Source organism: Myroides sp. C15-4 (assembly GCF_050522745.1).
In the GTDB taxonomy this organism is placed as follows: domain Bacteria; phylum Bacteroidota; class Bacteroidia; order Flavobacteriales; family Flavobacteriaceae; genus Flavobacterium.
Map to the genome: position 1 here is coordinate 1 of NZ_JBMVQX010000013.1, position 22457 is coordinate 22457.

The window sequence follows — 22457 nt, forward strand, 5'->3', positions numbered from 1 at the left end:
TTTTTGTATTATTGTATAACTTTTTAAAGTGGCACCATTTGACCGAAATAGGTGGCACGGTCTGACCGAAATACCCAACTCAGGCTCCATCCAATCACCTTTCTATCGAATAAATCTGTTATTGTAGTTAGATAAATAATCCCCTCTTTTACAGCGATATAAGTCATATCGGATACCCAAGCTTTACCTGGTTTGGTTTGTGTAAATGCTCTATCTATGATATTATCAACTACTAAATAATTGTGGTCAGAATCTGTGGTAATTCTATATCTTCGAGCTAAATATAGGTCTGTTGAAGAATTTGCACAATCACAGCACAATACATTTAAGGAAAATTATTACGATGGAAAAGGCTTTGAAACTTCAGAGTGAGTTAGAGACGGTAATCTTCGTCAACGATATGAGAAGGCATTTCAGATTTCTACAAATGAAAAGCAGGATTTAGATATGTATAATACAGCGAAAGATATTACTGAAAAAGATTATACTGAGTTTTTTAATTGGTGTACGGATAATGTCAATGAGGCAGTTGAAGCAGGTGGATTAGAAGGTGCAGACAAAACTACTTTTTGGACTAATTCGTATTTTAAGGATATTGAAAGAAAAAATAGTGGTGAGCGTATTGATAACAAATTAAACATTAATGATGTAAGTAAAAGGAATGATGAAAAATAAGACAATTAAAAAAATACTATGGTTTTTGGTAATCGTTGTAGTTTACATTATTGGATCATTAATGATTAGCCCACATAATACTTTTATACATATTGGTAAAATAGTTAGTGTACCAAAAGAAAAAGCAATTGCAAATAAAACTTTTATAGAAGTAGTTGAACCAAACATTGTTTATACTAATAAAATGAATTATAGCTTTTATGTTTATAAATATGATTTTAGTTATTCAAAAAGTTATGGGGGTATTACAATTATTTAAACATAGAGTGACAGTAAATAAGCAATGTTATTATAAGTTAATTATAACAGATCCTTTAGTAGAACTTTCCGAAATAAAGATTCAATACAATGATTTAGATACGAATTTATTTAATGACTTTGATGGATATAATGCAATGAAAGAAGAGGAAGTTATGATAACAGTAACGCAAAATGACGAAGTTTTATATAAGGCTTTGTATAAAAGTAACAATAAATAAAAACACCACCCCAACCTTCCCAAACGGATCAAAGGGGTTTTTACTTCGTTTCACTCAGTATGACAATTAGAAAAGACTTTTTTTAAGGGGGGATTGTTTAATAGAAAAAAGAAACACCCCACCACCGTTACACTATTTGGCCACCACGCCACCTGGCTCCATCGCTAAAAATGTCTACCAGACATTTTCTTAACGCTCGGCCCTGACATATTCAACGACAATGGCAAAGTGTTTCAAAAGGTAAAGTACAGCCGAAGCCTACAAAAAAGCAACAGTGAACTTAGTTAACAGTTTACTGTTAACGGTTGAAGGAAGATTATTCAATACAAAGAGAAGTAAACTAAGCTGTAAACCGTCCACGGTAAACTTGTCGTATATTTGAGAAATCAAACTGCTGAGCATGCTCCAATTTTGGAGGTATTAGTGATTATCATCTGGTATAGGCAGATAGGAGCGATTTAGCTTGTTAATTGGAAAAAGATATACAGTTGTTAGATGAAAAAAATAGAGGATGAAAAAAGAAATTTTAGAACGAATTAGTCAATTAGGTGGAAATATCCGTCAAGTAAAAGGTATTTCGCGTGTAGCAGATCTCTTAAGTATTGACTTTTCGACTGTTTTATACCGAAAACCTGTCGATACCCCTTGGGCAACAGCAGTAGAAACAGAACCTATTCATGGACTAGGCGAATTTATTGAACAACATCGTGATTTAGTAGAGAACAACCGCGAATTATTGTATCAAAAAATCCTAGATCACTTCTATGTCTTGACAGAAGAACCTCATGGACAAACTTTTTGGCAACCTGTATTATTTACGCCTTTCACACCTGGTACTGCAGATTATGACGAGTGGTATATCGGATATTTTGACGATGATACCCTTGTGAATCTAAGCGAAGTACAAAAAGTGACGGGAAAAGAACATGGTGAATTTTTACAATTGTTTTACAGTTACGGATTCCCAGATCAATTGTATATCAGTTTAGAGGATCCTCAACCAGAAAACCCAACCGTTTTTGGTACCGATCACGAAGTGTTTTTTAGTGAAATGACCAACGAGGGAAGTTTAGAAGATTACCTCAATCAATTGATGACAAAAGAAGAATTAATTGATCTTGTTCAAAAAGCTTTAGACGGTGAACAAACAAAAAAATAGGATAATACAACGCATACATGACGATACAAGAACTACTTCAACGCTTAACCACCCAAGAAAAAGCGAGAATGAAGACCGTAGAAGTTAGAGAGTTAGATGAAGAAGAATCAGGGTGTTTTGTCGCTTTTGTCGATGAAGGAGAAGCAACCTATGACGTTCACCTACAGCTAGATGAGCTGGGTGTCCAACAGATGACGTGTGACTGTGGAGAGGAGGGAAGGCTGTGTATTCACCAGGGAGCGGTATTGCAGCATATTGCCCAAAAAGGAGTAAAAGTTGCACCAACACAATTGGCCAAAAAAGGAAGAGCAAAAGGCAAGGTTTCTGCCAGTGGTGCTTTGTTAGAAGGGCAAACCAAAGAAACCCTAGTGCAGTGGTTGGCAGAAATATTCAAGAAAAACAAAACCTTAGAACAGCAATTTATCGTTACTTTCTCGCAAGAAAAAACAGACTATACCACCACTTATGTGGCCGATATTATGGAGCAAACTTTCAAGGCGGTTGCTGGAAAAAGAAAAACCCTGGAAGGAGTAAAGATTAAAAAGATCTTGGATACGCTAGAAATTGCCTTTGAACCCGTCAACGATTTCATCACCGTAAACCTCGATAAACCCATTGCCTATGCTTTGTTTGCAACGATTATGAATACGATGAAAGCCTTTGATAAACGCATTTCGCACCACAGTAAGAAGTTTGAGGATTTTTACCAACAATACAGCACCTGGTTTGCCTTATCGCTTAACAATATGCAAAGCGAAAAACAGTGGCAAACCCAAGTGAAACAAATTTTGAATCAAGTGTTTATACAACATAGCGGTCAGTGGACTACAGACGCACTCCTATTAAAACAGCTGTATGATAGTGCTCCTGCACAGCAGCAAAAAGCAGTGAGTCAAGCCATGCACCAAAGCATGAGGCATACTTCTTATACGCGATATGATTTTAAAATGGACTTTGTTAGCTTTTTTCGCGATGTGGCTTTAACCCACGATTTTTATGAGGAAGTATATCCTTTCTTTAAGCTTAGAGACTAAGTGAATGCAAAAGAAGCGCAGTGTAACATAAGTTACGATATAGATCATAAGGCTATGCTATCTTTGTATGTCTAAAAGAGAAAAACATGTTACAGTGGTTAAAAAGCCTATTTGGCTCAGGGGAAACACAAATAAATCTAGCCAAGAAAGTACAAGAGGGAGCCATACTCATCGATGTACGCACGCAGGGAGAATACCTGAGCGGAAGCGCAAAGAAGGCTGTAAATATCCCCTTAGATCAATTAACGGCAAAAATAGGTCGCTATAGTAAGGAAACACCAATCGTTGTGTTCTGTCGAAGTGGAATGCGAAGCCAACAGGCAAAAAGAGTATTGGAACAGTTAGGCTATCAACAGGTGTATAATGCAGGTGGGATTCGAACTGTCATTAAACAAATAGGGTAGAGGGAGAGTAGTGATTCTTTTTCACAAGAACAATTAAAACGTAAAAGATCGTACACTGTCTTTGATCGAGTAAAAATAAAACAAAAAAACCAACACCTGGCTTCAAAGCGAGTGTTGGTTTTTTTAGTTACTCTTCTTTTTCATCAGAAAAATATTGGTTGTATATTTTGATACTGTCAATCGGATCTGGCATTCCCATGGGAGCATTGTCTCGCTCATACTTTTCAATTAGAATTTGCATCACCTCCAATTCATCTGCAGTATCTCTATTTTGTGGTGTACTTTCTAATAATTGTACCTTTATCATAGCCATGTGATAATCTTCCTCCGTACGAATAGGTCTTACTTTCATAATGATTTCTTTTTACATGTTTTTCAATTCACAAGTGCACTCCATTCAAGTGCCTTTCCATAAAGCTACATATTTTTTTTGACAAAGCGATTGGTTTGCTGCTAATTACTTGTTAAGACCCATAAAAAAAGCCCTCGATATCGAGGGCTTTTGCGTATATTATTTTTCGTTGATTGCTTCAATCCATTGACGTGCATTAACAAAAGCTTCCATCCAAGGAGATACTTCATCCTGACGACCTGCTGGGTAATTCGCCCAGTGCCATTGGAATAAAGAACGCTCAATATGTGGCATCATCACCAAGTGACGTCCTGTAGTATCACATAACATCGCTGTGTTGTAATCCGATCCATTTGGATTAGCTGGATAGCTATCGTACGCGTATTTCGCTACAATATTGTAGTTGCTTTCTGATTCAGGTAAGTTGAATTTACCTTCACCATGTGAAATCCAAACCCCTAACGTACTACCTGCTAGTGTAGATAACATGATGGAGTTGTTTTCTTGAATCGTAACAGACGTAAAGTTACTCTCGTGTTTTTGAGAATCGTTGTGTAACATTTTTCCGTGTACCGCATGTTCTGGATTGATTAACTCTAATTCCATAAATAGCTGACAACCATTGCAAATACCGACAGAAAGTGTGTCTTTACGTGCAAAGAAGTTTTTCAAAGCGGTATTGGCTTTTTCGTTGTACATAAAAGCACCCGCCCATCCTTTTGCAGATCCCAATACGTCAGAGTTGGAGAAACCACCAACGGCTCCAATAAATTGGATGTCTTCTAGTGTTTCTCTTCCTGAGATTAAGTCCGTCATGTGAACGTCTTTTACGTCAAATCCAGCTAAGAACATCGCATTGGCAACCTCGCGCTCAGAGTTACTTCCTTTCTCGCGGATAATCGCTGCTTTTGGACGTGGTTTAGACGCGTCAATTGCAGGTTTCTTCCCGTCAAATTGAGCAGGGAAAGCAAATTGTAGCGGTTGGTTTTTATAGTTGGTAAAGCGATCCGTCGCTCTGTCGTTTTTCGTTTGTTTTTGATCCAATAAATACGACGTTTTGAACCACGTATCGCGAATCGCAGGAACACTATAGCTAAAGCTGTCGTTTCCATTTTTAAATGAAACCGTTTCCGTCGTTTGAACGGTTCCGATTTTAGTTGCTTCAACACCTGCTGCTGCTAGTGCTTTTTCGAATTCACTGTCGTTTTTCGCTTGAAGAACTAAACCGATATTTTCGTTGAAAAGCGCTTTTACCGTATCTTTTTCATGTAAAGGAGTCAAGTCGTAAGCGGCACCTAAATTTACATCAGCAAACGTCATTTCCAATAGGGTGGTGATTAATCCACCACTTCCGATATCGTGACCTGCAGCAATTTGTCTGTTGTCAACTAAGGCTTGAACCGCATTGAATGCCTTTTTGAAATAAGCCGCATCTTGAATCGTAGGAACCTCTTGACCAATTTTGTTTAAAATTTGTGCAAAAGAAGAACCTCCTAATTTGAACTCATCTTGAGATAAGCGGATGTAGTAAATCGATCCACCGTCTTTTTTCAAGGTTGGTTCAACGATTTTCGTAATATCCGTACAGTTTGATGCAGCAGAAATAATAACTGTTCCTGGAGCAATTACCTCGTCATTTGGATATTTTTGCTTCATTGAAAGTGAATCTTTTCCCGTTGGAATATTGATTCCCAATTCGATTGCAAAATCCGAACAGGCTTGTACAGCTTCGTATAAACGAGCGTCTTCTCCAGGGTTATTACAGGCCCACATCCAGTTAGCAGATAGGGAAATGTTTTTCATTCCCTCGTTTAGAGGAGCCCATACAATATTAGATAAAGCTTCCGCAATAGCATTTCTACTTCCTGCTGTTGGATCAACTAAGGCAACCACAGGAGAGTGACCTACTGTTGTAGCAATTCCCTCTTTTCCTTTGAAGTCAAGAGCCATCGCCCCTAAGTTGTTTAACGGTAATTGTAAAGGACCTGTACATTGTTGTTTAGCCACGCGACCTCCTACACAACGGTCTACTTTATTGGTTAACCAATCTTTGGAAGCTACAGCTTCTAATTGTAACAATTGGTTTAAATACTCGTCTACTTTTTCAACACTATAATCTAAATCCGCATAAATACGCTCGATTTTTTGATCTGCCATAATTGTTTTTGGCGAGCTACCGAACATTTCCTCAATAGCAAAATCCATTGGTTTTGCTCCTGTTTTTGCTGATTCGATAGTGAAACGATGATCATTGGTGATTTCACCCACAGCATACATCGGTGCGCGTTCTCTTTCTGCAATACGCGTTAAGGTATCCATGTCTTTTTGGGCAATAACCAATCCCATGCGCTCTTGTGATTCGTTTCCGATCGTTTCTTTTGCAGAAAGCGTTGGATCACCCACAGGCAATTGATCTAAGTTGATATGTCCACCTGTTTCTTCTACTAATTCCGATAAACAGTTTAAGTGTCCACCTGCACCGTGATCGTGAATCGATACAATAGGGTTGTGGTCTGCTTCAACTAAACCGCGGATTGCATTCGCCGCGCGTTTTTGCATCTCTGGATTGGAACGCTGAATGGCATTTAACTCAATACCAGAACCAAAAGCTCCTGTATTGGCAGAAGAAACCGCAGCTCCTCCCATACCAATGCGGTAGTTCTCACCACCGAGGATCACCACTTGGTCTCCTTGTTCTGGTTTGTGTTTTTTCGCCTGGTCTAATTTTCCATAACCAATCCCTCCGGCTTGCATAATAACCTTGTCAAAACCAAGTTTGCGCGCGTCTTCTTCGTGCTCGAAGGTAAGGATAGATCCCGTAATTAACGGTTGACCGAATTTATTTCCAAAATCAGAAGCTCCATTCGAAGCTTTGATTAAAATATCAATAGGGGTTTGGTATAACCACGCTCTTTCATCCATGGCTTTTTCCCACGGGCGATTCTCTTCTAAACGCGAGTAAGAAGTCATGTAAATTGCAGTTCCCGCTAAAGGTAAAGACCCTTGTCCTCCCGCTAAACGGTCGCGAATTTCTCCTCCTGATCCTGTTGCAGCTCCATTAAAAGGCTCTACTGTTGTAGGGAAGTTATGCGTCTCTGCTTTTAATGAAATCACAGAATCAAATTCTTTCTCTACATAAAAATCCGGTTTATCTGCCGACTTAGGAGCAAATTGAGTAACACGTGGTCCTTTTACAAAAGCAACGTTATCCTTATACGCCGAAACAATAGCATTCGGATTCATCTCCGATGTCTTTTTGATTAATTTGAATAGGGAAGTAGGTTGCTCTTCTCCATCAATGACAAATGTTCCGTTGAATATCTTATGACGACAGTGTTCTGAGTTTACTTGTGAAAAACCAAATACCTCTGAATCTGTTAGTTTACGTCCTATTTTTTGAGCTAAGTCTTCCAAATAAGCAATTTCTTCCTCATTTAGCGCTAAACCTTCTTCTTGGTTGTATTTCGCAATATCTTCGATGTACAGAATTGGCTCTGGTTGAATGTGAATCGCGAAAATATCTTGATTTAATGATTCAAATACTTGAGACAACATCGGATCAAACTCTTGTTGGTTTGCTTCGAAAAATTCTTCAATGCGAACAATTCCATTGATGCCCATGTTTTGTGTAATTTCAACTGCATTCGTACTCCAAGGAGTAATCATCGTTGCACGTGGACCAATAAATTTGTTGTTGATTACTTTTTGATCTAGATGCGTAGCATTGCCAAAAAGCCAGTTTAGTTTTTGAATATCTTCAATAGATAAAGCGTTCTCCACCTGAACAGCGTAGAACTTTTTCGAAGGGTTTTCGAAGAAATAAATCATTGCGATAAGATTATTTTAGTTGTTGTTGTAAGATGCAAAAATATACTAAAAAAAGACAATTAAAAAATTATTCTTTCGTAGTTTCAATATGCTGATAAGCCCCCAAATCAGGAGCGTTTCTTCGGTCTTTTCCATTTAAATCTTGAGGAACACTTGCCGCAATTGCCCGATTGCCTTTGCCAATTAAGTGTGTCATCAGACTGGAGTAGTAAAAGAGGTTCTTTTTGGGATCCTGAAAATCAATGGTGGCGAGTGCAGGTGTGTTTAAGAAAATATTGTTGTGGTACATCGATTCATTGTCGTAGTTGTAAACCGAAGAAGTTGTATTTCGCTTACTCGTATCTTTTAGCGCATTGGAGTCAAATCGAACATGAGCTGGAGCCTCATCCCCAGTAAAGGCAAAACTTTGCGCAATAGCACTGTGAATAAGACTGTTTTGAATGAGGATACGCGTAAACGGTGTCGCTGTACTATTGTCAATACGCAAGGCATGTTGATCGGGACGGAATCCACTAGTGCTAAATGTACAATGTTGAAAAAGGTAGTTTCCGCCACCGCGCAAAACGACTGTTGCATTTTGCGTCGTAGCAGCCACGATATTTTGTCCTACAATAGTTGAGTTTATCGCTTCCAAAGCGGTATAGGAATGGTTGTATAATTGGGTGTTTTTTAGGGTGAAATCAACGGCGTGATCAAGGTATAGTCCAATTTTCGCTTGCTCAATGCGCACGTGATCCAAGGTACTAGATCCAGGATTTTGTAGGCGAATACCCGACCATTGTCCTGCAGTATAGGCATAGGAAGCTTCTAGGCGATCATGGCGAAAAACAATGGGTTTTTCCAGTGTACCCTGTGCTTGGATAGCACTGCCTTTTAAGCCAATAATGCCCGAATTCTCATGAAAGTACAATTGAGTACCCGCTGCTAAATAAAGAGTTTGATTTTCGGGAATAATTGCATACCCATACACGACATACGGTTTCGTATGGTCTAGGTGCAGTGTGTTTTTAGTGTGAACGTTGGTGTCACCCAAGTAAAATCCCTCAATTGTCGTTTCATCCGCTAGCTTTACGCTGTGGAGCACTTGTTGTTCTACCTTGCCCGGATGTAAAAAATAAGCATCCTTGATCAGGGTAACCAATTCAATGCTTTGGGGCTGTGTATTACCCATTACACGTAATTGATCTGTATAAATGAATTCCGTTGTTTTTGGATCGGCTTTACCCAAAGTGTGAACAAATACATATAAGCTGTCTTTGGCTAAAAGCTCCACGTTAGAAAACTGCTTGCCCGTTTGGCCTTCCACCAACAAATTGAAGTAGGACTGTTCGCCTTTACCCAACGTAAGTTGTGGAATTTTTATGTTTTTATTACTCGTATTGTAGATTTTTACCAAATAGGAACTCGACTGAGTTTCTGAAAAAACAGGATCCAAGTAAACGGTATCCGCAGAAAAGCGCAAAGATTGAGCTACAGGTTCAAAATCCATATCCGTTCGGCAACTAGTGAAGCTGAACAAAATAATACATAGAAGTAAAAACCGTAGCGTATTCATAAGGTGCGTTTAGTCGTAAAGATAAAGAAAATAATGCAAAGGGGTTGCGACTAACTTTCAATTTTATTGCGCAACATCCACAATTTTACATAGCGCAAGAAAGTGGCATAAGCGTTGAGAGAGGAGAGAATTAACCCTGGAATACCATCTCTAAACCCTTGTTTTAAAATATAGTGCTTGAGAAAACGCATGCCTGGTTTTACAACAAAGTGAAAGCCTGTTAACTTTCCTGTTTTCTTGTCGTAATCTTCCGCTTGTAAACTGGCATAACGACTCAACTTCGCTAAGTGAAAATCAAATCCGCGATAAGTATTGTGATAGAGTTTCTCCGTTAAAAAGCCCACTTTTCCTTCAACGTGTAAACATTCGTGTACGCGATTGGTGTATCGTGAACTTGTTTTTTTAAATAAACGAATGACCTTGTCTTTTTGATAACCCGAATATTTTATTTCGCGATTAAAAAAAAAGTTTTTGCGATAAACCCAATAAGCATTGCATTGATCTAGTGTGTTTTGTTCCACTAAAGTGGTGATTTCTTGCTCTAATTCTGGTGTGATCTTTTCATCCGCATCAAGTAGGAGAATCCAATCGCTAGGAACCTGTGCAATCGCCCAATTCTTCTGATCTGAATAGTTGTCAAATTGACGAGAAAGAATGTGAGCACCGAGTTCGCGAGCAAGGTCTACTGTTTTATCTGTGCTGAATGAATCAACAAGATAAATCTCATCTACTAAGTTTTTAGCAGATAAAATGCAGTCCCTAATATTAGACTCCTCATTCTTGGTGGGAATTAAAAGAGTTATCTTTTTTTTCATAAATATGTTATGAGCAATTTAATGTGTTTTGGAATTCAATCTAGTTGTTCGATTTATGTAATCGAATTAGTTTTACATACTTCATAAACGAAAAGAAGGATTGAATTATTGCAAAAGCTAAGCCATCAATGCCATGGAGAAAACCTTTTTTGAAAAAATAACATCGAATAAAGGAAACCGTACCATTTAACACCGGTTTGAAAGCAGATACTTTTTTCCCTTTTTCAAACATTTGTTGGGAGGCCCATGTAGAGTATTGGTTCTTTTTGTCAATCACCTGTTTATAGTTCTGCCAACCATAGTGCAAAATGTGAACATTGACACTCTTTTCATTCGTGGTTACAATATATTGATGGGTGATATCCGCTGAAGGATGAGCTGTCTTCTTGTTGAAAAAACGCACCTTAGAATCGGGATACCAACCCGAAAAATTAATTAACTTATCGCCTAAGAAGTTTTTAACTCGAAACTTGAATCCGTCATAAGGGCTGTTTTCATAAGCTTTGGACTGGATAAAAGCCAGCGCATCGACATCCAAAAACTCATCCGCATCCAAATTCATAATCCAATCGTTTTTACAGTATTGTAGCCCGTGGGAGCGCTGCGGTCCATCGCCCAAAAACGCCTGAAGGTAAACTTGTGCTCCTTTGCTCTTTGCAATTTCAACGGTGTTGTCCTTGCTGTTGGAATCAATGATGATGACTTCATCACAGTATTGAAATAAAGCATCAATACACTTTCCTATGTTTTTTTCTTCGTTAAATGTAATTACTAATCCACTGATTGCCATAGTGTTTGTTGTTTTTTATAACGTATCAAGTTAAACGGTTGTTATTTTGTCGTAAAGATGCTAAAAAACAATCAATTATTTTTTAATAATTAATTGATTGTTTTTTACGCGCGTATTAAATGTTTGGATGTATGCCTTTAGAAAACGCTCCATTTCTTTTACCTTTTCTACTTCTTTGGTTAGGAGATTATCTTTTAACTCTGGATCCGTTTTCCAATTGTAAAGCCCCAAACTCTTGCTTCCATCAAAAGCAAGGTAATAATCGCCTTCTTCGTAATTGTAAATATTGCTCAAATAGCTGATGGCAAAATCTTGCTCAGATTGGTATGATTTACCAAAAGAAACCACTTGAGTATTAAGCTGTAAGTAATCCATCAAACTAGGTAATAAGTCAATTTGTTGGAAATTGCGTTCGACTTTAGTCACAGGGAGAGACGGATCTCCAGGCGCGAAAAACAAGATGGGAATTCTAAATTTCCCCACATTGGTTTTCCATTTTTCTTCTCGTCCGTCCGAAGAGGTATGGTCCGCCACAACAATAAAAAGGGTGTTGTTATACCACGATTTTGTTTGTGCTGTTTTGAAAAATTGGCGAAGCGAATAATCCGCATAGGCAATAGATTCGTGTATGTCGCCCGTTCCTTTCGGGAATTTACCCTTGTATTTCTCTGGAATCGTGTACGGATTATGGGAAGAAATGGTAAATAGAGTAGAGAAGAAAGGCGTATGGAACTGATCGAGTTTTTTGGCAAAGAACTGCAAGAATTCTTCGTCAAAAATACCCCAAGCGCCATCAAAGGCTTCTGGACCTTCGTATTCGTTTTTGCCATAGTATTCTTTGAATCCGGCAACATTGGCATATTGATCAAAGTTTTGACTTCCGTTGAAGGCGCCGTGGAAAAAAGCGGTGTGATAACCTTGTTCGTTGAGTATTTTAGGTAAAGGATAGACGTCGTTTAACGCATAGCTCGATGTGATAAACGTGCGATCCATTAGACTGGGAATACTCGAAATAGAAGAGGGAACAGCGTCAATAGAAACTTTGCCATTGGCAAAACCATACTCAAAAAAATAGCTATTTGCCGCTAGAGAATCCATAAAGGGCGTCAAGCCAATATGCATATTCTCTCGACCAAAACTTTCAACAATCAACAAGACTACGTTCTTTTTGTTGATTGAATCGTATTGGAACGTTTGAACGGGATTAAAGATGTTTACTAACTCTTCTTCGCTATAGAAATTATAGTCGGGGAGTGTTTCCTTTTTACCCATGGTTTTCAATACGGAGAAAGGGGTGTTTAATACCAAGGCGGTGTTTTTTAGGCCGCCATAACCTGCTGCATCTACCAATCGGATAGGTTTGGGCTGTAATCCCCCACGACCAAAAAGCAATAAAACACCTGTTACAACCAGGGCAATAATGGCTTGTGGAAAATTAAAACGCGAATCGTATATTTTGTAGTTTATCTTGCGGTAAATCAGCCAAAAGAAGACAAAAGATCCCAACATAAACAAAGGAATCCACCAATAGTCAACAATAAAGTTTTTCAATAACCCAGGGAGTTCGTTTTCCATACCCGATGCAGTGATAAAGGCATAGGAGCTACGTCTACCAATAAATCTAAAGTATTCAAAATCAACGAAATTTAAACAGAGAATCAGTATGTTGACTAGATAAAAGCTGTAAAACAAAAAGGTTTGATAGCCTTTTTTTGTCTGAAATTTTCCCGGCCAGAGATGCAAGAGCGCAAAAACAAGGTTAATAAAACCTAAGGCGGATAAATCAAAGCGAATACCTCCTGAGAGTACCTTGAAGTCCATGGGGTCAAGTAAATGTCCGTTGTACCAGTAAAAACCAAAGCGAACCAGTTGGTAAAAGGCGAAAATAAGTAAAAATCTCAAGGTAAATACGCTGAGGTTTTTAGAAAATAGCTTAGTCATAAAATTCTCTTGTCTTTTAAACGTAAATTACCACAGTATGTTCATACTGTGGTAATTGTATGTTGCTGTTGCGGCGGTATTACACTGCAACGTTATATTCTCTCAATGCGTCGTTTAACGATGTCTTTAAATCTGTAGAGGCTTTGCGCTGCCCTATGATCAAGGCACAAGGTACTTGATACGCTCCCGCAGGAAATTCTTTGGTATACGAACCGGGAATTACAACGGCGCGTTCGGGTACATATCCTTTCATTTCGATGGGTTGTTCTCCCGTTACATCAATGATTTTTGTCGATGCGGTTAAAACGACATTGGCGCCTAAAACCGCTTCTTTTCCCACGCGAACACCTTCCACAACAATACAACGTGAACCGATAAAAGCGTGGTCTTCAATGATGACAGGAGCCGCTTGTAAAGGTTCTAAAACCCCGCCAATTCCCACACCACCTGACAAGTGTACATGTTTGCCAATTTGCGCACAAGAACCTACGGTTGCCCAGGTATCTACCATGGTACCTTCGTCTACATAAGCTCCAATATTGACATAAGAGGGCATTAAGATGACACCAGAAGAAATATAAGCCCCATGTCGAGCTACTGCATTGGGAACCACGCGAATGCCCTTGGCTGCATAGTTGCGTTTTAATGGCATCTTATCGTGGTATTCGAAAATTCCCACCTCAAAGGTTTCCATTTTTTGAATGGGAAAGTATAAAACAACGGCTTTTTTTACCCATTCATTTACTTGCCATCCCGTTGCAGTTGGTTCTGCAACGCGCAATTTACCTTGGTCAATGGCTTCAATGACCGCGCAAATAGCGTCTTGTGTATCTTGATTCTGTAGCAGCGAACGATCTGCCCAGGCTTGTTCAATAATGTGTTGGAGATGATTCATCTTTGCTTTTTTGAGATTATTTTTTTGTTCCAATGGCTTGAATTATGGCCATTAAATCCGCTTTACTAAAATCGAATGCAACAGTTGATCAACGGGTTGTTTTGCTAAATTACTAGGTTTACTCCCAATGGATTATTCCTAGAACCTAACCCGATCTACCCGATGTTTTTCATGCGCGTATCTAGTAAGGTGAAATGCGTATTGTTGATACTTTAAATAGAAGCAAATATAAGTATAAATGTTTAGAAATTGTGAAGAGTAGTAGGGGAAATCTCGTGTTTTTAGGTGGGAAATCAAGGGGTAGCTAACCGAAAAAAAAGAGGTGTATCCTTTGCTTTTGGCGTTTTTAGGGGTGGATCGAATGATATTGTGATTTTAACTGTAATTTTGCGGAAAATGTGAAAATAAGAAAATCAAATATGCAAGTAAAAAAAATAGGGCTGGGTATAGGGGGGCTACTTCTGTTGTGTTATCTCTATACCTGGTGTAAATACGACTTCTTTTATCAAGAGTATGATCCTGTGAAAATGGAGCAACAATTTAAAGACAAAAAACTCAGAGTGCCTATTTATGATACTTTGAGGGTGAGTAACTTAAAAATTGGCTATTTGAGTAATAAAAGAGAACGTTACGTGGAGGGATATGATTATTTAGGTGGGGTTCGCAACCCTTACCTGATTTTAATTCCAGAGAATGGAGATAATATTACGCGTTTTTTGCCCTATTTTTTGGATGAAGAACTGATGAGTAAGTACCACATCATTGCGATTGATCGAATTGGCTTTGGTGGGAGTAAAGTAGGTAAAAATGCAAATGGTGAACCTTTTGGTTATTATGACAACCGAAAATCCTTTGAAGAAAGTGCAATTTATGCCTTATTGAGTATGGCTGATCGGATTACAGATAGCGAAGGGAAGTACCTCGATGAAGGACGTGTGATCTTTGGAGGATCGACTGCTGTTGTCGGATTGGGTGCTGCCTATAATACATCCCTATCATCCAATAAAACACTGCTTCTCAATGCGAATTTAACCCCGCGTTGGATGGGGAGTAAAGGCTATAGTACGTTTGTCGTTAGTGGGATAGGAAGAGCTTTTTTTCCAGCAAATTACGTCAGTAAACACCAAGATTTAATTTTTGCAGATCAAGTGTTGGACAACTACATGACGAATTGGATTGAAGGAGTAAAATACACCGAAGACACCGAAAATAACAATGTGTATAGCATGTATCAAAGTGCCTCAGAAGGAGGAATGTCCAAGGTGTTGTTTTTTACAGGGTTGAGTAAGTCAGACACCAAAAAAGTAAATGATCTTACAGGTGGAGGGAATTTTGGTCTGTTTGAGCCATCTGTAGATCTATACCAACCTCAAGAAGTAATGAAGGTGTTAAAAGAAGCAGATCGCTATACGTTGGAGTTTAACCGTATAAGTAAATAAAATAAGGGACTTAAGCCATCTGTGAAGGTGAAAAGAAGAGTTGAAAAACAACTAGTAGGACCTGTTTTACTTGCCTTGTATAGTAGAAGAGGAGCATGAAAGGAGCATGATAAGGTTTTCTTTGGCGTGCGTCCAGTATGACTCCATAGTGACTCCATAGTGACTCTATTAAAACAAGGGTTTTTTATAGACGCACGATGGACACACCATAGATATAATGCGCTAGCATACCGATGAGATAGGCTTGATCACTCCTTGTAGCCCTTTGGCAGGGGGATAAAAATACAAAGAGGGTGACCCCAAACGGCCACCCTCTTTCGCTGTATAAAAGGCGATTATTTCGCAGATAATTGATCTTTGTATAGCTTGCCATCTTTGATAATGAGCAGTAAGTTGTTTTTGGGATCTCCAATTACACTGATATCTTCCAGCGCACTTTTGTCGAAAAGCAAGAGATCAGCATAAGCACCTTCTGCGATGATACCTAGATCTGCTGGATAGGGATTTCGAGGTCCACTCATTTTAAGCAGTTGGGCATTGTCATAGGTGATCATTTTTAGAATTTGGTAATTGGTAAACCATTGTTTTAGGTTAACCACCAATTCATTTTGTCTCAATGGATTTTTAGGAGGAGAAACTAAATCCGTTCCAAAGGCTAGGTTTACTTTGTATTTCTTTGCCCATGTATACACATTTTCAGTTCCTTTACCCACTAGTATTTTGTTGGCAATTTGTTCGGGATTGGTATAAGCACTTGCATCTTCGTCAAACGGTTGCATGCTCAACCAAAGGTTCTTTTCTGCTATTATTTTTACTGTAGCTTCATCTAACAAATGACCGTGATCAATACATTTAACCCCTGCGTCAATCGCTTGTCTAACGGCTTTTGGTGTATAGGCGTGAACTGTCACATAGGTTCCCCAGTTTTCTGCTGCATCTACAGCAGCTTTGATCTCTTTGGTTGTGTATTGTGCTGCGTCTAACGGATCGTATATCGTAGCAACGCCACCCCCCGCCATCACTTTTAATTGAGAAGCTCCTTTTCTCAACTGTTCTCTAGCTGCAACGGTAACTTCTTGCTCTCCATCGGCAATAATACTTCCTCCTAATACCTGAAATCGAGGAGGTGTGTGGTCCACCATACGCGGTTCAGACCACGGAAAACTAGCATCTCCGTGTCCACCTGTTTGTGAAATCATCGCTTCACTAGGGTAAATTCGAGGGCCTTTGTTAATGCCATAATCATTGGCTTGTTTGATTCCCATTACGTGACCACCTAAGTCTCTGACTGTTGTAAATCCACGCTGTAAGGTGTTTTCAGATTCTTTTGCCGCATTGATAAACAAGAAGCTCTCGTCTCCCAACATAATCGCTTGATTGGAATTTGCCGCTAAAAACGAATGCCAATGAGAATCAATCATCCCAGGCATTACGAATTTTCCCTTGCCATCAATCACTCTTGCACCAACAAGCTCTGAAGAAGGAAGTTCTCCTTTTCCTAGTACAACTTTTTTAATTTTATTCTTCTCTATAACGATTGAACCCATTCGAGTTTCCGCGTCTTTACCATTAAAAATTTCTACGTTTTTGAGTATAATTCTGTCTTGAGGGAAGTCTTGAGCAAAACCTATAGTCGTTAAACAAAGTACACCAAAAAGCATACTAATTTTTAAAAATCTTTGTGTCATGTTTATTTTTTAGGGTAAATATAAAGTAATTAAATTGTTATTTCTGCTTTTTTTGATAAAAAGTATATTATTTTGGGTGTATGGTGAGATTATTTTAAATTTTATATAAAATCGCGTAGTGTATGCAAATCTCACTTAGCTTTGTATAAAAGGGTAAACCATGCGTAAAAATTATTTAATATATGGCGTAAGTAAAGGATTAGGACGAGCAATAGCTCAAGTAATTCCCGAAGAATCAGATCTTGTCTATGGGATTTCTCGATCCAAACCTGCTGAATCAGCACCAAATAACAGGTGGATTTCTGCTGATTTATCCCAGCCTATCCAAGCAGTAGCTGCGGTGCGTGAGGTGATAGAGGATCAACCCTTAGATTACCTTATCTATAATGTCGGTATTTGGGAACAGGAAGCTTTTGAAGATACGTATGACTTTGAGCAGTCTTCGACGGAAGAGATTGTTCAAATCATTCAAACCAATATCACCTCTTGTCTCTTGGCCCTGCAAGCGTTTATCCCCAATTTGAAACAGAGTGCCAATGCCAAAATCATTCTTATTGGCTCTACTTGGGGATTGGAAAATCACAAAGGGAAAGAAGTGGCTTTTTCGGCTTCAAAATTTGCTTTAAGAGGGGTTGTACATGCCTTGAGGGAAACACTACGCGAATACAACATCGGTATCAGTATTTTAAACCTAGGGTATTTAGCAACGGAGTATGATTATTCGGTTGATGTAGAGGAAGTTATATCGGATACTGATGGGGCCCTGATTCCTTTAGCCGATGTATTAGCAGCGATTCGATTTATCTTACAAACCAGCAGGGCAACTTGTGTCAAGGAGATCAATATGCCTGCAATGAAAGATTTTAACGTCTAAAAGACGAGAATATAGCAAACAAATGGTATCGTATAAAGATTAAAAAGAAAGAAGATGTTTAGTAGTCAAACGTATCAAAAAAGAAGAGAAGTATTGATCAAAACAATGGGACGTCAAGGACTTCTCTTGTTTTTAAGCAACGGAGAATATCCCATTAATTTTGAGGATAATACCTATCCCTTTCGACAAGATAGTACGTTTTTGTACTATTTTGGAATTCAGCAGCCTCATATTGCTGCTATTGTCGATTTGGATGAGAATCGAACGGTAATTTTTGGCGATGAAATGTCGATGGATGCTTTGGTTTGGATGGGAAGACAAGAAACCTTGAAAGCCAAATGTGAAAAAGCTGGGGTTACTGAAATGCGTTCCTATGCGGAACTCGCCCATTATTTGGCTACGGCGATGACCACCCAAAGAAAAATACACTATTTGCCGCCTTATCAACCTGCTAATAAGATTTTATTAGGTGAGTTACTGCAAATTTCAATTGCCGATTTTCGACCTTCGGTTTCTTTTATTCAAGCTGTTGTGGGGCAAAGGGAAATCAAAGAAGAACAAGAAATCAGTGAAATCGAAAAGGCACTGACTGTTTCCAATGCCATGCACCTAACGGCTATGCGCATGGCAAAACCAGGGGTAAAAGAGTACGAAATTGCAGCTGCAATTCAAGCGGTTGCCGCTCGTGAAAATTGTGGACTCGCTTATCCTTCTATTGTTACAGTGAATGGAGGTATCTTGCACAATCATTATTTAGGCAATACGCTGCAATCGGGTCAATTGTTGCTGAATGATTCAGGATGTGAAACTCCTAGTGGATATGCCTCCGATTTAACGCGTACGTTTCCTGTGGATTCCAAATTTACCCCAGAACAACGCGATTTATATCAGGTTGTATTGGCCGCTTTTGAGGGGGCGAAGCATCAGTTGAAAGCAGGAGTGAAATTTAAAGATGTGCATCTACATGCAGCGTTGATCCTCTCACAGGGATTAATCGATTTTGGTTTGATGAAAGGCCGTGCAGAAGATGCTGTGCAGGTCCATGCACATACGTTGTTTTTTCAATGTGGCTTGGGACATCTCATGGGATTGGATGTACACGATATGGAAGATTTAGGGGAACAATATGTCGGGTACACTCCCCAACAACCAAAAGAAACACAGCTGTTTGGATTAAAATCCCTGCGTTTGGGTAAGGCGTTGAAAACAGGACATGTGCTAACCGTTGAACCGGGAATCTACTTTATTCCCGAATTGATCGAACGCTGGCAAGCAGAAAATAAATGCAGTGATTTTATCCAGTATGACAAGCTGAATGCTTACAAAACATTTGGAGGTATTCGAATTGAAGATAATTTCCGTATTGAAGAACAGGGGTACCGTCAATTAGGTCCTGAGTTAATCCGTACCGTAGAGGAAATTGAAAATATAAAACTACAGTAGAACAAGACCGTTTTTCTTCGCTGTAAATCAAGATAAAAAAGAAGCTGTCTAATAAGCGTTACAAGATAGAACCTCATCTAATTTTAGGTGAGGTTTTTTTTGTGAATGTTGCCTTGATTGTTGCTGTTTATATTACGATGATACGAGATGTTTTGCTCAACTGGCAAACTCTTGTTATAGCTCTACTTAGTTGTATTCTATTTTTTCAAATGCAAAAAAAAACTAGGCAAGTTGAAAATAACCCGAAATCCCCCCTTCCGTTTTCTTCCATTTTTGGAAAAAAGAGTTCTTTTCCTTTATTTTTCGAAACAAAAAACCATAACAAACTGAAATTCAATATTTTGAAGTAAACAAGAAAAGTACTTGTAAAGGGTTTGTAAGGGGATAGTTAATACTTACAAGGGTTTTAGGCCTTTTTACCAATGTTTCCCTTTACAAACCCTTTACAAACCCCTTACGATCCCTTTTGTATAATACAATAGAGGGTGACCTTTTGGGACACCCTCTTTTTTATTAGGCTATAGGTTCGGTTTCATTTGTAGACTTGCTTTCTGTCATGCGAATCGAGAATTGCATCAGTACAGCGAGGATCACAAAGACACTGATACTACCCACAAGAAGAGCGGTTTCTTTGAGTTCGATTAAAAAGTAAAGCAATCCGTATAAGAGGAACAATAATCCAAATATCGTGGCTGTACTGCCCCTGTTTTTTGAAATTTTCCACGTAAAGGAGGTGATTAACACAATAGTAGCTAGGGAAGAAGCAAAATAAGAGAGCGTAAATCCGAGGTATTCAGAAAAAGAAAGCAATAAAATGTAGTTTAAGAAGATCGCAAAACCAATTAAAGCATATTGTATTAAATTGATTTTTAGGTTTTTGATGTTTTCTAAAAAGTAAAAAACAAGAAAAGTCAACCCAACAAAAAGCAGGGCATATTTGATGGAACGATCAATTTTTCCTGTTCGTTGTTTGTTGTTTGTTGTTCGTTTTTTGTTTTTTGTTTTTCGTTGTTTTTTGTTCGGCTTGGATTTTTCTTATCGTCTCATCAATCTCATCGTCTCAAAAAAGCATAGTGCTTTCGCTTCTTTAGATAGGTAAGGTCTGCTTCGTGCGTATAAGCTTCTTGTTCAAAAGAAATGGAACGATATGCTTTTTGTTTATTTCGAAAGTAGAGCAAACGCAACAAGAATTCGATCCCATACCAAAGATAAAAGGGGAGAATAAGCAATTCGATTTGTTGTTTGAGGTGGATGCGTTCATGGTTGACCAATACAGGATCTTGTGCATAAGACGCTTTTTTGTAGATTATAAAAGGAAATAGGGTAATGGCTGCGATGTGATTCGGCAGATACTTACAAACGATAATTTTGTTTTTTTGCTTCATGAGTAGTTGTTTGCTATTTGCTATTTGCTGTTTGTTCGGTTTGGATTTCTCATCCTCTCATCAATCTCATCGCTCAATTTCCTTTTTTATAACAAATCCTTCACACAGCATTTCGTTTTTTATTCTTATATTTAGGCTTCTCGAAATAAGTTTTACCGTCTTCCGTAAAATTGGGATAAAAGAGTGGTATTTTGCGATAAATAAAATTTATAGTAAAATAAAAAACAATAATCAAAAATAATAGTTTATGCCAAATTTGTAAGCTACTTTTGTAAGAGAAATAAGATAGAAACGAACAAATATTAACTTTAAAAAATAAATAATATGTCTTTAGTAGGTAAAAAGTTTCCAAACATTACAGTAGATGCTATTTCAGAAATGGGTGATAATTTAAGAATTAACCTTTTCGAAGAAGCAACAAAAAACAACAAGAAAGTATTATTATTCTGGTATCCAAAAGACTTTACTTTTGTATGTCCTACAGAATTACACGCTTTCCAAGAAGCTCTACCTGAATTTGAAAAAAGAAATACGATGGTAGTTGGAGCATCTTGCGATACAAACGAAGTTCACTTTGCTTGGTTAAATACAGCAAAAGACAACGGAGGAATCGAAGGCGTTACTTACCCTATTATTGCTGATACACAGAGAAACTTATCTTCTGTATTAGGAATTTTAGACGTAGAAAGCGAAGTGTATAACGAAGAGTTAGATTCAGTACAAATCGAAGGATCAAACGTTACATATAGAGCGACTTACTTAATTGACGAAACAGGAAAAATTTTCCATGAGTCAGTAAACGATATGCCATTAGGAAGAAACGTAAACGAGTATGTGCGTTTAATCGATGCTTACACACACGTTCAAACACATGGTGAAGTATGTCCTGCAAACTGGGAAGAAGGAAAAGACGCAATGAATGCAGACAGAAAAGGTGTTGCTGAATACTTAAGCAAACACTAATTAGATATTAACGTAAAAAAAAACAAAAAATGCTTTTAGAATTAGAACAAGATAACTTACAAGAGATTGTAGGCCAAAACGAAAAAGTAGTTGTTCAATTTTCAGCTACTTGGTGCGGTAATTGTAGAATTATGAAACCGAAGTTTAAAAAGCTTTCGACAGAAAAGGAAAACATTACGTTTGTTATTGCAGATGCTGAGAAATTTCCTGAATCGAGAAAACTAGCTGACGTGAGTAATTTACCTACATTCGCTACTTTTGTTAACGGAAAATTGGTGAACCAAACACAGACAAATAAAACGGAAGTTTTACACGAGTTAGTGGGAGAAATCGCTTAATTCTAAAAAACAAAGAGCATGAAATTACCTGTTATCAAACATTTAACTCAATTTATTGAGGATAATGATCAAGACTATATCATAGAAACCCTAGAAGTATTGGAAAACCTAACGGAAGTTCCATCGTTAAAAGACGAAGAATTGGATGTTATTGGTGAATTAATTTCTAATATGTACGGGGCACTGGAAGTTCAAAAATTAATGAAAGAAGGTGCGACGCAAAAAGAAGCGCTAAATAGCTTCATGCAAAGAGTATTAGGGTCTATCGACAAATAATCTTTATATTTTACATAAAAAAGCTACGGAGGTAAACTTCGTAGCTTTTTTTTATTCTCTCTCTTCTACTTTCTTGTTTTAGGTTAAGCGATAATCCCCTACAGGCTCCCTACCTTTGTAAGGT

The 22457-nt window shown here is 38.2% G+C and carries 22 protein-coding genes and 1 pseudogene; 12 read left to right on the plus strand and 11 right to left on the minus strand.

Going from position 1 to position 22457, the window contains the following annotated elements:
* Positions 1 to 23: 23 nt before the first annotated feature.
* The gene (locus ACPDHL_RS07760; RefSeq protein WP_430532208.1) at positions 24 to 320 is read right to left on the minus strand and encodes a hypothetical protein; all 297 of its coding nucleotides are present in this window, start codon (positions 318 to 320) and stop codon (positions 24 to 26) included.
* Positions 321 to 447: 127 nt separating this feature from the next.
* Here ACPDHL_RS07760 and ACPDHL_RS07765 point away from each other — a divergent pair, with 127 nt between their 5' ends.
* The 6 genes from ACPDHL_RS07765 (at position 448) to ACPDHL_RS07790 (ending at position 3751) form a co-directional block, all read left to right on the plus strand.
* Positions 448 to 675, plus strand: a complete 228-nt coding sequence (locus tag ACPDHL_RS07765; RefSeq protein ID WP_430532209.1) for a hypothetical protein — start codon at positions 448 to 450, stop codon at positions 673 to 675.
* Complete coding sequence (locus ACPDHL_RS07770) at positions 662 to 934, plus strand: hypothetical protein (protein ID WP_430532210.1); 273 nt, start codon at positions 662 to 664, stop codon at positions 932 to 934. The genes ACPDHL_RS07765 and ACPDHL_RS07770 overlap by 14 nt, the downstream gene beginning before the upstream one ends.
* Positions 912 to 1154, plus strand: a complete 243-nt coding sequence (locus ACPDHL_RS07775) for a hypothetical protein (RefSeq protein ID WP_430532211.1) — start codon at positions 912 to 914, stop codon at positions 1152 to 1154. Before ACPDHL_RS07770 ends, ACPDHL_RS07775 begins: the two co-directional genes overlap by 23 nt.
* 511 nt (positions 1155 to 1665) lie before the next feature.
* Positions 1666 to 2313, plus strand: coding sequence for a hypothetical protein (locus tag ACPDHL_RS07780; protein ID WP_430532212.1), 648 nt, complete (start codon positions 1666 to 1668; stop codon positions 2311 to 2313).
* Positions 2314 to 2330: 17 nt separating this feature from the next.
* The gene (locus ACPDHL_RS07785) at positions 2331 to 3347 is read left to right on the plus strand and encodes a hypothetical protein (protein ID WP_430532213.1); all 1017 of its coding nucleotides are present in this window, start codon (positions 2331 to 2333) and stop codon (positions 3345 to 3347) included.
* A gap of 86 nt (positions 3348 to 3433) precedes the next feature.
* On the plus strand, positions 3434 to 3751 hold the full coding sequence (locus tag ACPDHL_RS07790; protein WP_430532214.1) for a rhodanese-like domain-containing protein: 318 nt from the start codon (positions 3434 to 3436) through the stop codon (positions 3749 to 3751).
* A gap of 127 nt (positions 3752 to 3878) precedes the next feature.
* Here ACPDHL_RS07790 and ACPDHL_RS07795 read toward each other — a convergent pair whose 3' ends face one another.
* The 7 genes from ACPDHL_RS07795 to ACPDHL_RS07825 all read right to left on the minus strand — a co-directional run bounded on the left by ACPDHL_RS07795 (position 3879) and on the right by ACPDHL_RS07825 (position 13927).
* Positions 3879 to 4103 (minus strand): hypothetical protein, encoded by a 225-nt coding sequence (locus ACPDHL_RS07795; RefSeq protein WP_430532215.1) that lies wholly within the window; start codon positions 4101 to 4103, stop codon positions 3879 to 3881.
* Positions 4104 to 4262: 159 nt separating this feature from the next.
* Positions 4263 to 7931, minus strand: a complete 3669-nt coding sequence (gene purL, locus ACPDHL_RS07800; protein ID WP_430532216.1) for a phosphoribosylformylglycinamidine synthase — start codon at positions 7929 to 7931, stop codon at positions 4263 to 4265.
* Between the two features lie 67 nt (positions 7932 to 7998).
* Positions 7999 to 9486 (minus strand): hypothetical protein, encoded by a 1488-nt coding sequence (locus ACPDHL_RS07805; protein ID WP_430532217.1) that lies wholly within the window; start codon positions 9484 to 9486, stop codon positions 7999 to 8001.
* 50 nt (positions 9487 to 9536) lie between these two features.
* Positions 9537 to 10301 carry a glycosyltransferase family 2 protein gene (locus ACPDHL_RS07810; RefSeq protein WP_430532218.1) on the minus strand — a complete coding sequence of 255 codons (765 nt, stop codon included), beginning with the start codon at positions 10299 to 10301 and terminating at the stop codon, positions 9537 to 9539.
* Positions 10302 to 10341: 40 nt separating this feature from the next.
* Positions 10342 to 11091: a glycosyltransferase family 2 protein gene (locus ACPDHL_RS07815; protein WP_430532219.1), complete on the minus strand. Its 750-nt coding sequence runs from the start codon at positions 11089 to 11091 to the stop codon at positions 10342 to 10344.
* 75 nt (positions 11092 to 11166) lie between these two features.
* Complete coding sequence (locus ACPDHL_RS07820) at positions 11167 to 13032, minus strand: LTA synthase family protein (RefSeq protein WP_430532220.1); 1866 nt, start codon at positions 13030 to 13032, stop codon at positions 11167 to 11169.
* 79 nt (positions 13033 to 13111) lie between these two features.
* Complete coding sequence (locus ACPDHL_RS07825; protein ID WP_430532221.1) at positions 13112 to 13927, minus strand: 2,3,4,5-tetrahydropyridine-2,6-dicarboxylate N-succinyltransferase; 816 nt, start codon at positions 13925 to 13927, stop codon at positions 13112 to 13114.
* Between the two features lie 419 nt (positions 13928 to 14346).
* Between ACPDHL_RS07825 and ACPDHL_RS07830 the strand changes: the two genes are divergently transcribed.
* Entirely contained in the window at positions 14347 to 15366 is a 1020-nt protein-coding gene (locus ACPDHL_RS07830) for a hypothetical protein (protein WP_430532222.1), read from the plus strand.
* A 335-nt stretch (positions 15367 to 15701) separates the two neighbouring features.
* Here ACPDHL_RS07830 and ACPDHL_RS07835 read toward each other — a convergent pair whose 3' ends face one another.
* Positions 15702 to 17054, minus strand: coding sequence for an amidohydrolase family protein (locus tag ACPDHL_RS07835; RefSeq protein ID WP_430532223.1), 1353 nt, complete (start codon positions 17052 to 17054; stop codon positions 15702 to 15704).
* A 160-nt stretch (positions 17055 to 17214) separates the two neighbouring features.
* On the opposite strand from ACPDHL_RS07835, the gene ACPDHL_RS07840 reads away from it, so the two are divergent.
* Both ACPDHL_RS07840 and ACPDHL_RS07845 read left to right on the plus strand, forming a co-directional pair.
* A complete protein-coding gene (locus tag ACPDHL_RS07840; protein ID WP_430532224.1) occupies positions 17215 to 17928 on the plus strand; it encodes an SDR family oxidoreductase in 714 nt (237 codons plus the stop codon).
* Positions 17929 to 17982: 54 nt separating this feature from the next.
* Positions 17983 to 19371, plus strand: coding sequence for an aminopeptidase P family protein (locus ACPDHL_RS07845; protein WP_430532225.1), 1389 nt, complete (start codon positions 17983 to 17985; stop codon positions 19369 to 19371).
* Positions 19372 to 19884: 513 nt separating this feature from the next.
* Here ACPDHL_RS07845 and ACPDHL_RS07850 read toward each other — a convergent pair.
* Together ACPDHL_RS07850 and ACPDHL_RS07855 are read right to left on the minus strand one after the other, a co-directional pair.
* Positions 19885 to 20346 (minus strand): annotated as a pseudogene (locus tag ACPDHL_RS07850) (inner membrane CreD family protein); the annotation flags it as partial.
* 77 nt (positions 20347 to 20423) lie between these two features.
* Complete coding sequence (locus tag ACPDHL_RS07855) at positions 20424 to 20756, minus strand: hypothetical protein (RefSeq protein WP_430532226.1); 333 nt, start codon at positions 20754 to 20756, stop codon at positions 20424 to 20426.
* A 324-nt stretch (positions 20757 to 21080) separates the two neighbouring features.
* Between ACPDHL_RS07855 and ACPDHL_RS07860 the strand changes: the two genes are divergently transcribed.
* From ACPDHL_RS07860 to ACPDHL_RS07870, 3 genes are read left to right on the plus strand one after another with little or no spacing between them, the layout of a single operon-like run.
* Positions 21081 to 21719 (plus strand): peroxiredoxin, encoded by a 639-nt coding sequence (locus ACPDHL_RS07860; protein ID WP_430532227.1) that lies wholly within the window; start codon positions 21081 to 21083, stop codon positions 21717 to 21719.
* Between the two features lie 29 nt (positions 21720 to 21748).
* Positions 21749 to 22057, plus strand: a complete 309-nt coding sequence (locus ACPDHL_RS07865) for a thioredoxin family protein (RefSeq protein WP_430526921.1) — start codon at positions 21749 to 21751, stop codon at positions 22055 to 22057.
* 18 nt (positions 22058 to 22075) lie between these two features.
* A complete protein-coding gene (locus ACPDHL_RS07870) occupies positions 22076 to 22333 on the plus strand; it encodes a DUF6952 family protein (RefSeq protein ID WP_158963096.1) in 258 nt (85 codons plus the stop codon).
* Positions 22334 to 22457: the final 124 nt, after the last annotated feature.

What these genes read in the sequence shown, in the direction of transcription:
- ACPDHL_RS07765 (WP_430532209.1), top strand. Translation starts at nt 448, where the DNA reads ATGTATAATACAGCGAAAGATATTACTGAAAAAGATTATACTGAGTTT.
- ACPDHL_RS07770 (WP_430532210.1), top strand. Translation starts at nt 662, where the DNA reads ATGATGAAAAATAAGACAATTAAAAAAATACTATGGTTTTTGGTAATC.
- ACPDHL_RS07775 (WP_430532211.1), top strand. Translation starts at nt 912, where the DNA reads ATGGGGGTATTACAATTATTTAAACATAGAGTGACAGTAAATAAGCAA.
- ACPDHL_RS07780 (WP_430532212.1), top strand. Translation starts at nt 1,666, where the DNA reads ATGAAAAAAGAAATTTTAGAACGAATTAGTCAATTAGGTGGAAATATC.
- ACPDHL_RS07785 (WP_430532213.1), top strand. Translation starts at nt 2,331, where the DNA reads ATGACGATACAAGAACTACTTCAACGCTTAACCACCCAAGAAAAAGCG.
- ACPDHL_RS07790 (WP_430532214.1), top strand. Translation starts at nt 3,434, where the DNA reads ATGTTACAGTGGTTAAAAAGCCTATTTGGCTCAGGGGAAACACAAATA.
- ACPDHL_RS07795 (WP_430532215.1), bottom strand. Translation starts at nt 4,103, where the DNA reads ATGAAAGTAAGACCTATTCGTACGGAGGAAGATTATCACATGGCTATG.
- purL (WP_430532216.1), bottom strand. Translation starts at nt 7,931, where the DNA reads ATGATTTATTTCTTCGAAAACCCTTCGAAAAAGTTCTACGCTGTTCAG.
- ACPDHL_RS07805 (WP_430532217.1), bottom strand. Translation starts at nt 9,486, where the DNA reads ATGAATACGCTACGGTTTTTACTTCTATGTATTATTTTGTTCAGCTTC.
- ACPDHL_RS07810 (WP_430532218.1), bottom strand. Translation starts at nt 10,301, where the DNA reads ATGAAAAAAAAGATAACTCTTTTAATTCCCACCAAGAATGAGGAGTCT.
- ACPDHL_RS07815 (WP_430532219.1), bottom strand. Translation starts at nt 11,091, where the DNA reads ATGGCAATCAGTGGATTAGTAATTACATTTAACGAAGAAAAAAACATA.
- ACPDHL_RS07820 (WP_430532220.1), bottom strand. Translation starts at nt 13,032, where the DNA reads ATGACTAAGCTATTTTCTAAAAACCTCAGCGTATTTACCTTGAGATTT.
- ACPDHL_RS07825 (WP_430532221.1), bottom strand. Translation starts at nt 13,927, where the DNA reads ATGAATCATCTCCAACACATTATTGAACAAGCCTGGGCAGATCGTTCG.
- ACPDHL_RS07830 (WP_430532222.1), top strand. Translation starts at nt 14,347, where the DNA reads ATGCAAGTAAAAAAAATAGGGCTGGGTATAGGGGGGCTACTTCTGTTG.
- ACPDHL_RS07835 (WP_430532223.1), bottom strand. Translation starts at nt 17,054, where the DNA reads ATGACACAAAGATTTTTAAAAATTAGTATGCTTTTTGGTGTACTTTGT.
- ACPDHL_RS07840 (WP_430532224.1), top strand. Translation starts at nt 17,215, where the DNA reads ATGCGTAAAAATTATTTAATATATGGCGTAAGTAAAGGATTAGGACGA.
- ACPDHL_RS07845 (WP_430532225.1), top strand. Translation starts at nt 17,983, where the DNA reads ATGTTTAGTAGTCAAACGTATCAAAAAAGAAGAGAAGTATTGATCAAA.
- ACPDHL_RS07855 (WP_430532226.1), bottom strand. Translation starts at nt 20,756, where the DNA reads ATGAAGCAAAAAAACAAAATTATCGTTTGTAAGTATCTGCCGAATCAC.
- ACPDHL_RS07860 (WP_430532227.1), top strand. Translation starts at nt 21,081, where the DNA reads ATGTCTTTAGTAGGTAAAAAGTTTCCAAACATTACAGTAGATGCTATT.
- ACPDHL_RS07865 (WP_430526921.1), top strand. Translation starts at nt 21,749, where the DNA reads ATGCTTTTAGAATTAGAACAAGATAACTTACAAGAGATTGTAGGCCAA.
- ACPDHL_RS07870 (WP_158963096.1), top strand. Translation starts at nt 22,076, where the DNA reads ATGAAATTACCTGTTATCAAACATTTAACTCAATTTATTGAGGATAAT.